General features: G+C 62.1%; 15 protein-coding genes. 11 read left to right on the top strand and 4 right to left on the bottom strand.

Going from position 1 to position 13,854, the window contains the following annotated elements:
* Positions 1–24 precede the first annotated feature (24 nt).
* From AC1RBR_RS23850 to AC1RBR_RS23805, 10 genes are all read left to right on the top strand, one after another.
* Entirely contained in the window at positions 25–687 is a 663-nt protein-coding gene (locus AC1RBR_RS23850; RefSeq protein WP_095139117.1) for a riboflavin synthase, read from the top strand.
* A 16-nt stretch (positions 688–703) separates the two neighbouring features.
* A complete protein-coding gene (gene ribBA / locus AC1RBR_RS23845; RefSeq protein WP_003228650.1) occupies positions 704–1,795 on the top strand; it encodes a bifunctional 3,4-dihydroxy-2-butanone-4-phosphate synthase/GTP cyclohydrolase II in 1,092 nt (363 codons plus the stop codon).
* Between the two features lie 188 nt (positions 1,796–1,983).
* On the top strand, positions 1,984–2,460 hold the full coding sequence (ribH, locus tag AC1RBR_RS23840; protein WP_003228649.1) for a 6,7-dimethyl-8-ribityllumazine synthase: 477 nt from the start codon (positions 1,984–1,986) through the stop codon (positions 2,458–2,460).
* Positions 2,457–2,957 (top strand): transcription antitermination factor NusB, encoded by a 501-nt coding sequence (nusB, locus tag AC1RBR_RS23835; protein ID WP_492566873.1) that lies wholly within the window; start codon positions 2,457–2,459, stop codon positions 2,955–2,957. Before ribH ends, nusB begins: the two co-directional genes overlap by 4 nt.
* 17 nt (positions 2,958–2,974) lie before the next feature.
* Entirely contained in the window at positions 2,975–3,940 is a 966-nt protein-coding gene (thiL, locus tag AC1RBR_RS23830) for a thiamine-phosphate kinase (protein ID WP_492566871.1), read from the top strand.
* Positions 3,937–4,440 (top strand): phosphatidylglycerophosphatase A family protein, encoded by a 504-nt coding sequence (locus tag AC1RBR_RS23825; RefSeq protein ID WP_007910933.1) that lies wholly within the window; start codon positions 3,937–3,939, stop codon positions 4,438–4,440. The genes thiL and AC1RBR_RS23825 overlap by 4 nt, the downstream gene beginning before the upstream one ends.
* 34 nt (positions 4,441–4,474) lie before the next feature.
* Positions 4,475–5,212 (top strand): substrate-binding periplasmic protein, encoded by a 738-nt coding sequence (locus AC1RBR_RS23820; RefSeq protein WP_095139123.1) that lies wholly within the window; start codon positions 4,475–4,477, stop codon positions 5,210–5,212.
* Positions 5,213–5,452: 240 nt separating this feature from the next.
* Positions 5,453–6,070, top strand: coding sequence for a GTP cyclohydrolase II (ribA, locus tag AC1RBR_RS23815; protein WP_492566869.1), 618 nt, complete (start codon positions 5,453–5,455; stop codon positions 6,068–6,070).
* Positions 6,067–6,486 carry a hypothetical protein gene (locus AC1RBR_RS23810; protein ID WP_047602513.1) on the top strand — a complete coding sequence of 140 codons (420 nt, stop codon included), beginning with the start codon at positions 6,067–6,069 and terminating at the stop codon, positions 6,484–6,486. The genes ribA and AC1RBR_RS23810 overlap by 4 nt, the downstream gene beginning before the upstream one ends.
* On the top strand, positions 6,486–7,286 hold the full coding sequence (locus AC1RBR_RS23805; protein ID WP_492566867.1) for a cobalamin-binding protein: 801 nt from the start codon (positions 6,486–6,488) through the stop codon (positions 7,284–7,286). Before AC1RBR_RS23810 ends, AC1RBR_RS23805 begins: the two co-directional genes overlap by 1 nt.
* A gap of 111 nt (positions 7,287–7,397) precedes the next feature.
* On the opposite strand, the gene AC1RBR_RS23800 is transcribed toward AC1RBR_RS23805, so the two are convergent.
* The 4 genes from AC1RBR_RS23800 to AC1RBR_RS23785 form a co-directional block, all read right to left on the bottom strand.
* Positions 7,398–9,281 carry a TonB-dependent receptor domain-containing protein gene (locus tag AC1RBR_RS23800; protein WP_492566865.1) on the bottom strand — a complete coding sequence of 628 codons (1,884 nt, stop codon included), beginning with the start codon at positions 9,279–9,281 and terminating at the stop codon, positions 7,398–7,400.
* A gap of 141 nt (positions 9,282–9,422) precedes the next feature.
* A complete protein-coding gene (gene dxs / locus AC1RBR_RS23795) occupies positions 9,423–11,321 on the bottom strand; it encodes a 1-deoxy-D-xylulose-5-phosphate synthase (protein ID WP_095139130.1) in 1,899 nt (632 codons plus the stop codon).
* A gap of 91 nt (positions 11,322–11,412) precedes the next feature.
* Positions 11,413–12,300 (bottom strand): (2E,6E)-farnesyl diphosphate synthase, encoded by an 888-nt coding sequence (ispA, locus tag AC1RBR_RS23790; protein WP_492566863.1) that lies wholly within the window; start codon positions 12,298–12,300, stop codon positions 11,413–11,415.
* Positions 12,297–12,539 (bottom strand): exodeoxyribonuclease VII small subunit, encoded by a 243-nt coding sequence (locus AC1RBR_RS23785; protein WP_003228627.1) that lies wholly within the window; start codon positions 12,537–12,539, stop codon positions 12,297–12,299. The genes ispA and AC1RBR_RS23785 overlap by 4 nt, the downstream gene beginning before the upstream one ends.
* A 494-nt stretch (positions 12,540–13,033) precedes the next feature.
* Between AC1RBR_RS23785 and AC1RBR_RS23780 the strand changes: the two genes are divergently transcribed.
* On the top strand, positions 13,034–13,825 hold the full coding sequence (locus AC1RBR_RS23780) for a YfaP family protein (RefSeq protein ID WP_492566861.1): 792 nt from the start codon (positions 13,034–13,036) through the stop codon (positions 13,823–13,825).
* Positions 13,826–13,854: the final 29 nt, after the last annotated feature.

The raw sequence follows: 13,854 nt of genomic DNA, 5'->3' as shown, positions 1-13,854 counted from the left end.
GGCTTCGTTCTCAAGGAGAACCCCATGTTTACCGGCATCATCGAATCCATCGGCAGTATCCGCGCACTGACCCCCAAGGGCGGTGATGTGCGGGTGCATGTCGAAACCGGCAAGCTCGACCTGAGCGACGTCAAACTCGGCGACAGCATCGCGGTCAACGGCGTGTGCCTGACGGCGGTTGAACTGCCGGGCAACGGTTTTGCCGCCGACGTCAGCCGCGAAACCCTCGACTGCACCGCCATGAATGACCTGAAAAGCGGCAGCCCGGTCAATCTGGAAAAAGCCCTGACCCCGACCACCCGTCTCGGTGGGCATCTGGTCAGCGGTCACGTCGACGGTGTCGGCGAAGTGGTGTCGCGCAGCGACAATGCCCGCGCCGTGGAATTTCGCATTCGCGCGCCGAAAGAACTGGCCAAGTACATAGCCCATAAAGGTTCGATCACCGTTGACGGCACCAGCCTGACCGTGAACGCGGTCGATGGCGCCGAATTCCTGCTGACGATCATTCCGCACACCCTGAGCGAAACCATTATGGCGTCCTACAAGCCGGGCCGCCGGGTAAATCTGGAAGTCGACTTGCTGGCGCGCTACCTGGAGCGTCTGCTCCTCGGCGACAAGGCTGCTGAGCCAAGCGCTGGCGGCATTACCGAAAGCTTTCTGGCCGCCAACGGCTATCTCAAATCCTGACTGAAGGGGGTGCCTTGTGGCGCTCAATAGCATCGAAGAACTGGTTGAAGACATCCGCCAAGGCAAGATGGTCATCCTCATGGATGACGAAGACCGCGAGAACGAAGGCGACCTGATCATGGCCGCCGAATGCTGCAAGGCCGAGCACATCAACTTCATGGCCAAGCACGCCCGTGGCCTGATCTGCATGCCGATGAGCCGCGAGCGCTGCGAGCTGTTGAAGCTGCCGTTGATGGCGCCACGCAACGGTTCCGGTTTCGGCACCAAGTTCACCGTATCGATCGAAGCCGCCGAAGGCGTCACCACCGGTATCTCCGCCGCCGACCGTGCGCGCACCGTGCAAGCGGCGGCGGCCAAAGACGCCAAGGCTGAAGACATCGTCAGCCCGGGCCACATCTTCCCGCTGATGGCTCAGGCCGGCGGCACCCTGGCGCGCGCCGGTCACACTGAAGCCGCCTGCGACCTGGCGCGCATGGCCGGTTTCGAGCCGAGCGGCGTGATCTGCGAAGTGATGAACGACGACGGCACCATGTCCCGTCGCGCCGAGCTGGAAGCGTTCGCCGCCGAACACAACATCAAGATCGGCACCATCGCCGACCTGATTCACTACCGGATGATCCACGAACGTACCGTTCAGCGGATTGCCGAACAGCCGCTGGACAGCGAACTGGGCCAATTCAATCTGGTGACCTATCGTGATTCGGTGGAAGGCGACGTGCACATGGCCCTGACGCTGGGCACCGTTTGCGCCGAGGAACCGACTCTGGTTCGTGTGCACAACATGGATCCGCTGCGCGACCTGCTGATGGTCAAGCAACCGGGCCGCTGGAGCCTGCGCGCCGCGATGGCTGCGGTGGCCGAGGCCGGCAGCGGTGTGGTGCTGTTGCTCGGCCACCCTCTGGACGGCGATGTACTGCTGGCGCACATCCGCGAAACCGGTGAGCAGGCGGCGGTGAAAAAACCGACCACCTACAGCATTGTCGGCGCCGGTTCGCAGATCCTGCGTGACCTCGGCGTACGCAAAATGCGCCTGATGTCGGCACCGATGAAATTTAATGCGATATCCGGTTTCGATCTGGAAGTTGTAGAATACGTGCCCTCCGAATAATGACCCGGTTGTTTCCGGCATTGTTGACATGGATTCTTGTGGTGAGGGGATTCATCCCCGATGGGCTGCGCAGCGGCCCCTGTTTTGGGACTGTTACGCAGTCCATCGGGGATAAATCCCCTCGCCACAGCTAATATCACTGAGGGATGCGTACGAAACGCGTCCCGGCTCTTTAAGAGATCTGACGAATGACCCTGAAGACCATCGAAGGTACCTTCATCGCCCCTAAAGGCCGCTACGCTCTGGTAGTGGGCCGTTTCAACAGCTTCGTGGTTGAAAGCCTGGTCAGCGGTGCAGTTGATGCCCTGGTTCGCCACGGCGTGAGCGAAAGCGACATCACCATCATCCGCGCGCCTGGCGCCTTCGAAATCCCGCTGGTTGCGCAGAAAGTCGCCCAGAAAGGCGAGTTCGCAGCCATTATCGCCCTCGGCGCGGTCATTCGTGGCGGCACTCCGCACTTCGAATACGTGGCAGGCGAGTGCACCAAGGGTCTGGCCCAGGTGTCCATGGAGTTCGGCGTACCGGTCGCGTTCGGCGTCCTGACCGTTGATTCCATCGAGCAAGCCATCGAACGTTCCGGCACCAAGGCCGGCAACAAAGGTGCTGAAGCTGCCCTGTCCGCTCTGGAAATGGTCAGCCTGCTGGCGCAGTTGGAGGCCAAGTGATTAGCGACGATAGCGATCGTTTCAACCCGCGCGATCCGAAACCTGCGGATGCCGGCAAGCCATCGAAAAGCGCCAAGCGTCGCGAAGCCCGTCAGCTCGCCACTCAGGCTCTGTATCAATGGCACATGGCCAAGGCTTCGCTGAACGAGATCGAAGCGCAGTTCCGCGTTGATAACGATTTCACCGATGTCGATGGCGCGTATTTCCGCGAAATCCTCCACGGGGTTCCGGCGAGCCGCACCGAAATCGACACCGCGCTCAAGCCGTGCCTGGACATCGAAATCGAAGAGCTGGACCCGGTTGAACTGGCCGTTCTGCGCCTGTCCACCTGGGAGCTGCTCAAGCGCGTCGACGTGCCATACCGCGTGGTGATCAACGAAGGTATCGAGCTGGCGAAAGTCTTCGGTTCGACCGACGGCCACAAGTTCGTCAACGGCGTACTCGACAAGTTGGCTCCGCGCCTGCGTGAAGCTGAAGTGAAGGCGTTCAAGCGCTGATACGCGCTTGAGACCTCATGGGCGAGTTTGAGCTGATCCGCAATTTCTTCGCCGCCGCGCCTTGTGCGCAGGGCGGCGAGGGCGTTGCCCTGGGGATCGGCGACGACTGCGCCTTGCTCGCGGTTCCCTACGGGGAACAGCTGGCGATCTCCACCGATACGCTGGTGGCCGGCGTGCATTTCGCCGATCCCTGCGATCCGTTTCTGCTCGGTCAGCGCTCGCTGGCCGTCGCGGTCAGCGATCTGGCCGCCATGGGCGCGACGCCCGTTGCCTTTACCCTTGCCCTGACTGTGCCGACGGTGACTGCCGATTGGCTGCAAGCCTATGCCCACGGTTTGAACCGCATGGCGCAGAGCTGCAGCGTCGCGCTGGTCGGCGGCGATACCACGCACGGGCCGTTGAGCCTGACGGTCACGGTGTTCGGTCGGGTTCCGGCCGGGCAGGCGTTGACCCGTAGCGGCGCGCAACCGGGCGATCTGCTCTGCGTTGGCGGCGAGCTGGGCAACGCCGCCGGGGCGTTGCCGCTGGTGCTTGGTCAGCGTGAAGCCGATCCGCAGATCGCCCAACCGTTGCTCGATCATTACTGGTCGCCCCAGCCGCAACTGGCTCTTGGTCAGGCGCTGCGTGGCAAGGCCACTGCGGCTCTCGATATCTCCGACGGCCTGCTCGCCGACTGCGGGCATATCGCTCTGGCTTCGCAGGTTCGACTCGAAGTTGAACGTGAGCGCGTACCGTTGTCCGATGCTTTAGTGGCGTTTCTCGGCCAGCGCGGCGCGGAACGGGCGGCGTTGAGCGGCGGCGATGACTATGTGCTGGCCTTCACGCTACCGTCCGTCGAGTTGCCGGCGCTGCTGGCCGATGGCTGGCCGATCCATGTGATCGGGCGTGTGGTGCAGGGTCAGGGCGTGGCGCTGCTGGATCGCGAAGGACACGACATCACCCCGCAAATCCGGGGTTATCAACATTTTCAGGAGACACCGTGACAGATCACCCGAAACAGGTTCCGGCCGAATTCGTTCCGCCGTCGGTCTGGCGCAATCCCTGGCATTTTCTCGCGTTCGGCTTCGGCTCCGGCACCCTGCCGAAAGCGCCGGGCACGTGGGGTTCGTTAGTTGCGCTACCCTTTATCCCGTTGTGGCAGATGCTGCCCGACTGGGGTTACTGGCTGATGCTCGGGATCACCATGCTGTTCGGCTTCTGGCTGTGCGGCAAGGTCGCCGATGATCTGCGGGTACACGACCACGAAGGCATCGTCTGGGACGAAATGGTCGGGATGTGGATCACCCTGTGGCTGGTGCCGGAAGGCTGGTACTGGTTGCTGGCGGGTTTTCTGGTGTTCCGCTTCTTCGACATTCTCAAGCCATGGCCGATCCGCTGGATCGACCGGCATGTTCACGGTGGCGTCGGCATCATGCTCGACGACGTGCTGGCCGGCGTGTTCGCCTGGCTGGCGATGCAGGGGCTGGTGTGGATTTTCGCCTGATCCGCAGCGGCCGGGTTCAGTGAGGAGACCAGGGATGGCTCGATGCTGGCTGGCGCTGGTGTTTCTGACTTTGCTGGGCACTGTCGCCAGTGCGCAGGAAGTCGCGCACGCGCCGTCGGTCATCCACCTGGCCAGCGAGGACTGGGAAGATTACACCGCCGCCGACGGTCATGGCCTGGGCTGGGACGTGCTGCGCAAGGTGTTCGAACCGGCCGGGGTGAAACTCGACATTCGCAGCGAACCGTACACCCGCTCGGTCGGGTTGGCGGAGCGCGGCGAAGTCGACGCCTGTGTCGGCTCCTATCATGACGAGGACAGTGAGCTACTGTATCCGCGCTGGAATTTCGACACCGACCACATCTACGCCCTGGGCCTTGCGAGCAATCCGCCGGCGAGCCTGGACACCCTTGGCAACTATCGACTGGCCTGGGTTCGCGGTTACGACTATCAAAAATACCTGCCCAATGTACGTAACTACAATGAAGTCATCCGGCGTACCGGGATCCTGTCGATGCTCACCCACAACCGCGCCGACTATTACATCGATGCCTTGACCGAAATCGATTACGTGCTTGGCCGGGCCAGGGATCCGACGCAGTTTCGCAAGACGCATATCGCCGAATTGCCACTGTACCTGTGCTTCGCCAACACACCGCAGGCCCGAACCCTGATGGCGCTGTTCGACAGGCGTATGGAGCAGTTGGTAAAAAGTGGCGAGCTTAAGCCGATTTTCGAGCGGTGGAAGCAACCGTATCCATTCGAGCCGAACTGACAGCACCGTCCCCCCTGTGGGAGCGGGCTTGCTCGCGAATGCTGTATTTCAGCCGGCCTATTGATCGACTGACACGACGCTTTCGCGAGCAAGCCCGCTCCCACAGGGGATCCACGCAAACCGGGTGTCATCAAACTTTTTGATCGTTATGCCCGATAATTCAGCCTAAGCGTCTGCAGGAACCTGCTGTTACAATGCCGGCCTGCGAATCTTCAGACTTTTTAGATCAGGAGCACACCGGTGCCTGTCGTTTTTGTCGCCGCTTCCAAGCTGCCAACGCCTTTTGCGCAATTCACCATGCACGGTTTTCTCGATGAGGCCACCGGCCGCGAGCACGTTGTGCTGAGCCTGGGTGATTTCGCCGACGGTGCCCCGGTTCTCGGCCGGTTGCACTCCGAGTGCCTGACCGGTGACGCCCTGTTCAGCCAGCGCTGCGACTGCGGTTCGCAACTGGAAGGCGCCCTTAAAGCCATTGCCCGTGAAGGCCGTGGCGTGCTGCTGTATCTGCGTCAGGAAGGTCGCGGCATCGGTCTGTTGAACAAGATCCGCGCCTACGAGTTGCAGGACGGCGGCGCCGACACCGTTGAAGCCAACGAGCGCCTGGGCTTCGCCGCCGATCAGCGCGACTACGCCATGTGCCTGCCGATGCTCGATCATCTGGGTGTGAAGTCGCTGCGCCTGATGACCAACAACCCGCGCAAGGTCAAAGCCCTGACCGACATGGGCATCGTCGTCGCCGAACGCGTGCCGCTGCACACCGGGCACAACCCGCACAACAAACTGTACCTGGCGACCAAGGCCAGCAAGCTCGACCACATGATGGGCAACGAGCATCAGGGCGAGGTCGACCGCGCGTGACCCGCGGTCAGGTGCGACGCCGCCTGGCGGTCGACTGGTGGAAATACCTGGCGCTGGCGCTGGTACCGCTGTTTGTCCTCAATGGCCTGTTCGGCCAGGGCGAAGGCATTCTGCCGGTGCTGGCCATGCCGTTGTTCATTGCCGGCGTGGCCTCGATGTTTGTCAGTCTGAAGTTTTTCGGCCGCTACAAGCACGCGCTGATCGCCACGCAAAAAGCCCTTGATACCCCCGACGAACCGGCGGCCTGGATTGCCTTGGCGGCCCGGCGTCGCAGTGCATTTCTCGCGGCCGCATTGCCGGCATGGATCGGCGCGCTGGCGGTGTTTGTCGGCCTTGAAGCCGTACCGCTGATGCTGCTGGCGTTGTCCACGGCGGTGCTGTTCTACCTCTATCGCATCCCGCGTCAACTCGGCTGATGCGTCATCTGTGGCTGGCGGTTCTGCTGCTGGCCTGCGCCGGCCCGGTGCTGGCGAACCTGCGAGTGGTCAGTCTCGCGCCTTCTCTGTCTGAAATCGTTGTTGAGCTGGGCTCGGCCGATCTGCTGGTTGGCGTGCTCGATGCCGGCGAGCGTCCGGCTGCCATTACCGATGTTCCCTCGGTGGGGCGTTATGGCCAACTCGACATGGAGCGCTTGCTCAGCCTCAAGCCGGATTTACTGCTGCTGTGGCCCGGCAGTGTCGGCCCGGCGCAACGCGATCAGCTTAAACGCCTGAACATCCCGACCTACGTCGCCGAACCGCACAATCTCGAACAATTGTCTGCACAGATCGAAGCGATTGCCGCGCAACTGGGGCGACCTGAGCGTGGGACGAAACTGGCGGCGGATTTACGCAGGAAGCTCGATGACCTGCGCCAGCGCTATCGTCGGGACACGCCGCTGAACGTGTTCTATCAAGTCTGGGACAAGCCCCTGTACACCGTCGGTGGCGGGCAGATCATCAGCGATGCTCTTGAAGTCTGCGGCGCACGCAATGTGTTCGCCGATCTGAGTGTGCCGGCGCCACAGGTGAGTATCGAGGCGGTGCTGCAGCGTAATCCGCAGGTGATTCTGGCCGGTGATCAGGGCCAGCTCGATGCGTGGAAGGCCTGGCCGCAGGTGAGTGCGGTGGCACATGGTCAGTTGCTGCTGATCAGCGACAAAGGCCTGGAGCGCCCAAGCGGCCAGATGATCGAAGCGACCGCCAAACTCTGCCATTTGATTGCGCCTGAGCGCTGAGACCGAGGTGAATTCTTCGCGAGCAAGCCCGCTCCCACAGTTGGAGTGCGTTCCCCCTGTGGGAGCGGGCTTGCTCGCGAAGATGCCAGTCGAAGCAGCGAAAATTCTGGATCAGAGCTCCGGTGTCCAGGTCACCCCAAACACCCACGCCCGACCTTCCTCGCGATAGCCATACTGGCTGCCGTCATAGCTGTACAGCGCACGGCTGTAGCCTTTGTCCAGCAGGTTATCGACCTTCAAATCCAGTTTGATCTCGCGATTCAGCGCCCAACTGCTGCGCAATCCGATCAAGCCGTAGCCGCCCAGTGAGTGGGTGTTGTCCTTGTCGTCGTAACTGCTGCTGACCAATTGCCAACTGGCGCCCAGCCCCAACCGGTCGAACTGGCGATCCAGATCCCAACTGGCTGTGCGCCGCGCACGACGCGCCAGGGTTTGCCCACTATCACGATCACGCGGATCGATAAACGCCACACCGAGGCTGCTCTGCCAGCCGAACAGCTCCTGTTTCAGCGCCGCTTCAAAGCCATTGATCCGCGCCGAGGCCACGTTCTCCGGGCGTGAGTTGCTGCCGAAGATGATCGCGTCTTGCAGATCCGTACGGTAAATCGACGTCTCCAGTCGGCTGCTATCGCTCAACTGACTGCGCCATTGCAGCTCGTAGCTTTTCGAGGTTTCCGGCTTCAGATCCGGGTTGCTGAAGTCCGGGTAGTACAGGTCGTTGAAGGTCGGCGCGCGGAAACCTTCGCTGTAGCTCAGCAACAGGTCGTTGTCCGGGTTCAGCGGCAGGGTGAAGGTGCCGCTCCAGGTGTTCTGGCTACCGAATTGCTGGTTGTCGTCGTGGCGCAGACCCAGTTCCGTGGAGAAGCTGTCGGCCTGATAGCGATGCTGGATGAACGCGGCACGGTTCCAGCGGCTGTCCTCGTTGAATGCGGTGCTGCTGTTGACCCGGTCTTGGTACCAGTCGCCGCCGAGGATCAGGCTGTTGCGCGCATCCAGAGTCAGGTCGTTCTGCCAGTTCACCGAATCGCGATAAGTGTTGAACACCGTGCGCTCGTCGCTGAGCTTGTCGAAGGTTTTTTCGCGATTCTCGCTGTGACCGAATTCGACGCGGGTTTTCCAGATTTCGTTGACCCGGGCATCGACGTAGCTGCTGACACTGCTGACGTTGAAGTCGCTGTAAGGCTGCTGTTGCACCGACTCGAAAGTGGTCGTATCAAAGCGGCCAAACGGGTTGTCGAACTCGCTTTTGCCGCGGTTATCCAGCAGGTTGGCGCCGACTTCGATGTCATCGGTCAGCGCATGGCTGAGGCTCAGGCTGACGGATTTATTGCGGTAGGCATCGTGATCGCTGTCGCTGGGGTACGACTCGTGAGTCCGGTCGAGGCCGGCGGTGTCATCGAGGCTGGCGCCCAGGTTGAAGCGGGTCTTGTCATCGCCACCGGACAGGCCGAGGCTGCGTTCCCAGGTCTGGTTGCTGCCGAAGCCGACGTGCAAGCGCGGCTGCAGGCCTTGCTCGGTGCCGCGCCGGGTGAAGATCTGGATCACCCCGCCAATCGCATCGCTGCCGTAAATCACCGAACGCGAACCGCGCAACACTTCCACGCGTTCGATCTGGTCGATGTTCAGGTGCTGCAGGTTGCTGTCGCCGGAGGTCGAACTGCCGATGCGCTGACCGTCGACCAGCACCAGACTCTGCGCCGATTGCGTGCCGCGAATGTAGATCCCCGGCAGACTGCCGCGCCCACCGGCCTGCGCCACCTGCACGCCCGGTACCCGTTGCAGCAGGTCGGTAACGCTGCCCGGTTGCAGGCGGTCGATGTCTTCGCGGGTGAACACGGTGTTGGCGGCGCTGCTGTCGTTGCGCGCTTGGACTTGGCGGTTGGCGGAGATCAGCGTATCCGGCAGCTTCAGCGCTTCGTCGCGTTCGAAGGTGTCGGCGAGAGCGCTGGCGGCTGGCAGCAGGAGGAGGGGCAGGGCGAGGCGCGAGAGGTTCATCGGTGTTCCCGTGGGTATTTCTGATGTACACAAATCAAATGTGGGAGCGGGCTTGCTCGCGAAGACGGTGTATCAGTCAACTCATCATCGACTGAACCGGCGCCTTCGCGAGCAAGCCCGCTCCCACATGGGTATTGCGTGTTACTTGTTGAGCAGTTCCAGACGCTCGCGAATCGACGCTTCGATTCCCGCTTCATCCAGCCCGCACTCGGCCAGCATCTGCGCCGGTTTGGCGTGCTCGACGTAGATGTCCGGCAAGCCCAGGTGCAGCATCGACTTGAGAATGTTCTCGCGCGCCAGGAACTCGCTGACCGCGCCACCGGCGCCGCCCATGATCGCGTTCTCTTCGATGGTCACCAGCAACTCGTGGCTGCCGGCGATCTCGCGTACCAGCGCTTCATCCAGCGGCTTGACGAAACGCATGTCAACCACAGTCGCATCGAGCTTCTCGGCGACTTTCAGTGCTTCGGTCAGTTGCACGCCGAACACCAGCAGAGCGACTTTGCTGCCCTGGCGGCGGACGATGCCCTTGCCGATTTCGATCGGCTCGAGATCCTTGTCGATGGTCGCGTTCGGGCCGGTGCCGCGCGGGTAGCGCACCGCCGCCGGGCCGTTATACAGGTGGCCGGTGGTGAGCATTTTGCGCAATTCGTTTTCATCGCTCGGGGTCATGATGACCATGCCCGGAATGCAGCGCAGGTAAGACAGATCGAAGCTGCCGGCGTGAGTCGGGCCGTCTTCACCCACCAGACCGGCGCGGTCGATGGCGAACAGTACGTCGAGGTTCTGCACCGCGACGTCATGCACCAACTGGTCGTAACCGCGTTGCAAGAACGTCGAGTAGATCGCCACCACCGGTTTGGCGCCTTCGCAGGCCATGCCGGCGGCGAACGTCACGGCGTGCTGTTCGGCAATCGCCACGTCGAAATAGCGCAGCGGGAAACGTTCGCTGAACGCCACCAGGTCCGAGCCTTCCTTCATCGCCGGGGTAATCCCGACCAGACGCGGATCAGCTGTGGCCATGTCGCAAAGCCATTCGCCGAACACCGCCGAATACTTCGGCCCGCCGGCCTTTTTCGGCGCAGCGGCCGGGGCGTCGACCGGTTCGAGCTTGGTAATCGCGTGGTAACCGATCGGGTCGACTTCCGCCGGGGCGAAGCCTTTGCCTTTCTTGGTGACGATGTGCAGGAACTGCGGGCCCTTCAGATCGCGCATGTTGCGCAGGGTGGCGATCAGGGTCGGCAGGTCGTGGCCATCGATCGGGCCGATGTAGTTCCAGCCCAGCTCTTCAAACAGGGTGCCGGGAACCAGCATGCCCTTGGCGTATTCTTCGGTGCGACGGGCGATTTCCCAGGCGCCGGGCAGGCGCGACAGGACTTTCTTGCTGCCTTCACGCATGCTCGCGTAAGTGCGGCTGGAAAGGATCTTCGCCAGATAGTTGGACAAACCGCCAACGTTGCGCGAGATCGACATGTCGTTGTCGTTGAGGATCACCAACATGTTGGCGTTGACTTCCGGCGCATGGTTCAGCGCCTCGAAGGCCATGCCGGCGGTCAGCGCGCCGTCACCGATCACCGCAATCGCCTTGCGATCGCTGTCTTGCAGGCGGGCGGCAATCGCCATGCCCAGCGCTGCGCTGATCGAGGTGCTGGAGTGGCCGACGCCAAAAGTGTCGTACTCGCTCTCGGCGCGACGCGGGAAGGCGGCGATGCCGTCCTTCTGGCGCAGGGTTTCCATGCGCTGGCGGCGACCGGTGAGGATCTTGTGCGGATACGCCTGATGACCCACGTCCCACACCAGCCGGTCATCCGGGGTGTCGAAGACGTAATGCAGCGCGATGGTCAGCTCGATGACGCCCAGGCCGGCACCGAAATGCCCACCGGTCTGGCCGACCGTGTAGAGCAATTCCAGGCGCAACTCATCGGCCAGGGTTTCCAGCTCGGCTTCGCCTAACCGGCGCAGGCCGTCCGGCGTGTTCGCGCGGTCGAGCAGGGGCGTGGTCGGGCGCTTGCGGGGAATCTCATGAAACGTCGTGGGCATCAGGCGAATCGTTATAGGTATAGAAGAGGCGGCAGTTTACCTGATGCTTCGCCCCCTGCCCACGCGTTGCTCTTTTTTGGCAGGTTGGCGTTCAGTTACGCCGCTCGACGATATACCGGGCCAGGTCGCGCAAAGGCTCGGCTGCCGCGTCAAACGGTCGCAGCGCCTGCAGGGCCTGATCGCGCAGTTCAAGAGCATAGCGCTTGGCCGCGTCCAGCCCCAGCAGGGCCGGGTAGGTCGGCTTGTCGCGGGCGATGTCGGCGCCTTGGCGTTTGCCAAGGGTTTCGGTATCGCTTTCGACGTCGAGAATGTCGTCCTGCACCTGGAAGGCCAGACCAATGGCCTGTGCATAAATCTGCAGAGCCTTGAGTTCATCCTGCTCGGCACGGCCGCTGGCCAGGGCGCCGAGCTTGACGCTGACTTCGATCAGCGCGCCGGTCTTGTGTCGGTGCATCTGCTCCAGCGCTTGCTGGTCCAGCTTCAGACCGACCGAACCGAGGTCGATGGCCTGACCGCCGACCATACCTGCCGGGCCTGCCGCGTGCGCGAGCGCCGTGACCTGTTGCAGGCGAATCTCGGCGTCGAGGTTGCTCAGACGCGGGTCGAGCAGAGCGCTGAAGGCCAAGCTCTGCAAGCCGTCGCCGGCGAGGATCGCGCAGGCTTCGTCGAACTTCTTATGAGTCGTTGGCTGGCCGCGACGCAGATCGTCGTCGTCCATCGCCGGCAAATCGTCGTGCACCAGCGAATAAGCGTGGATCAGCTCCACCGCGCAGGCCGCGCCGTTGGCTTGCTCAGCCTTGCCGCCCAGCGCTTCGCATGCGGCGTAGGCCAGCAGCGGACGCACGCGCTTGCCGCCGATCATCACGCTGTAGTGCATCGCCTCATACAGGCGCGACAGCTCCGGCAGCGGAGCCTTGAAGAGGATTTCCAGTGCCGCATTGACCCGCGCCTGGCTGGTCGCCGAATACGCCGCAATCATTCTGGCTGTTCCGCGTCGAAGGGTTCCTCGGCGAGTTCGCCATCACGCTCCAGCAGCACTTGCACCTTCTGCTCGGCCTGGGCCAGCGCTGCCTGGCAGTCACGGGTCAGACCGATGCCCTGCTCGAAAGCGGTCAGCGAGTCTTCCAGCGACAATTCACCGTTCTCCAGACGCTCGACCAGTGTTTGCAGGTCGGCGAGGGACTGTTCGAAATCCAGTGCAGCTTTTTTGCGGGCCATGGCGGCGATTTCCGGTTGACGTTAAACCGGCGCGACACTAGCAGATAGGGGGTTTATGGGCAAATGAGGTGCCCCGGATGACCCCGCTTTACTGTGGCGAGGGAGCTTGCTCCCGCTGGGTTGCGTAGCGACCCCAAAACCCGCCACCGCAGTTTTTCAGGCAGATTGCACTGACCGGATTGGGCCTGCTGCGCAGTCCAGCGGGAGCAAGCTCCCTCGCCACAGTATTTGTGGTGACTTATGAAGGTTGGAGCTTATTCGGCTCATTTTGTGAGCCGAATAACGCTTCTATTCGGCTCACGCCCAACAAACCTGCGTGATTCTCACCGCAAATCCAGATGTATCCGATTGTTAAAAAACTGCCGAATCGCTAATCTTCGCGCCTTCTACGACCCGCTAGTCACGGGGTCTTTCAGACGAAACGCAGTTTCCACCGCTGTGAAGTACCGAGGATCGGGTGCAAGGTTTCGTTCAGGCATGGCAGGAGGCATTACATGCGTTCATTTCTTTGGCTGCTGATCGGTTTGGCCTGCGCGCCTGCGCTGTGGGCGGCGCCGACTGCCGAGCTGTCTGAGCCATCCGGTGGCTGGCGTTACAACGGTCTGCTCGACCGCAGTGAAAACCCGCAAGTCGCCTATCCCACGCCGCCGATCGATCGCGGCATTCAGCGCAATCGCACGATGATCCAGGGCCAGCTCAAGGCCATCGGCAAGCAGCGCGGGCCGCACACGCTGGCGGTCAACGGCAACCCACTGAATCTGTATACCGACGATGACGGGCGTTTCGCCCGGCCGTATGCGTTCGGCGCCGGTTCCAACAGTGTCGAAGTGCGCAGTGCCGAGGGCCAGTCGCTCAAGCGCGTGCAGTTCTATGAAGCGAACAACCTGCGCACCCCGGCGAAGATTCGTGTGGTGCTCGGCTGGGACGATCCCAAGGCCGAACTCGACCTGCACATCATTACCCCGGACGGCCAGCACGCGTTCTTCGCCCATACGGCGCTGACCAACGGCGGTGGTCTGGACCCGGACGGTGTCGATGGCCCCGGCCCGGAAATGTTCACCATGACCGCGCCGCTGCATGGCACCTATCTGGTTTACGTCAACTATTGGGGCAACTTCGGCGACGGCGGCTATAACTTCGAGGAGGCCAGCAATCAGAACGAGGTGATCACCTCGCAAATCACGCTGGTGCTCAACGAAAACACGGTCGACGAAAGACGTGAAACGTTCATCGTGCCCCTGCGGGCGATCGGTGATCTGCTGCTGGTCAAGACTTTCAACTATTAAGCATCCCGCACCACGGATGAACTTCGGGT

It is taken from the genome of Pseudomonas sp. GW823-FHT01D03 (assembly GCF_058798255.1).
Note: the sequence above shows the minus strand (reverse complement) of the source record. Positions and strands in the feature narration are given on the sequence as shown.

What these genes read in the sequence shown, in the direction of transcription:
- AC1RBR_RS23850 (WP_095139117.1), top strand. Translation starts at nt 25, where the DNA reads ATGTTTACCGGCATCATCGAATCCATCGGCAGTATCCGCGCACTGACC.
- AC1RBR_RS23780 (WP_492566861.1), top strand. Translation starts at nt 13,034, where the DNA reads ATGCGTTCATTTCTTTGGCTGCTGATCGGTTTGGCCTGCGCGCCTGCG.
- AC1RBR_RS23805 (WP_492566867.1), top strand. Translation starts at nt 6,486, where the DNA reads ATGCGTCATCTGTGGCTGGCGGTTCTGCTGCTGGCCTGCGCCGGCCCG.
- AC1RBR_RS23820 (WP_095139123.1), top strand. Translation starts at nt 4,475, where the DNA reads ATGGCTCGATGCTGGCTGGCGCTGGTGTTTCTGACTTTGCTGGGCACT.
- ribH (WP_003228649.1), top strand. Translation starts at nt 1,984, where the DNA reads ATGACCCTGAAGACCATCGAAGGTACCTTCATCGCCCCTAAAGGCCGC.
- thiL (WP_492566871.1), top strand. Translation starts at nt 2,975, where the DNA reads ATGGGCGAGTTTGAGCTGATCCGCAATTTCTTCGCCGCCGCGCCTTGT.
- AC1RBR_RS23800 (WP_492566865.1), bottom strand. Translation starts at nt 9,281, where the DNA reads ATGAACCTCTCGCGCCTCGCCCTGCCCCTCCTCCTGCTGCCAGCCGCC.
- AC1RBR_RS23785 (WP_003228627.1), bottom strand. Translation starts at nt 12,539, where the DNA reads ATGGCCCGCAAAAAAGCTGCACTGGATTTCGAACAGTCCCTCGCCGAC.
- dxs (WP_095139130.1), bottom strand. Translation starts at nt 11,321, where the DNA reads ATGCCCACGACGTTTCATGAGATTCCCCGCAAGCGCCCGACCACGCCC.
- ispA (WP_492566863.1), bottom strand. Translation starts at nt 12,300, where the DNA reads ATGATTGCGGCGTATTCGGCGACCAGCCAGGCGCGGGTCAATGCGGCA.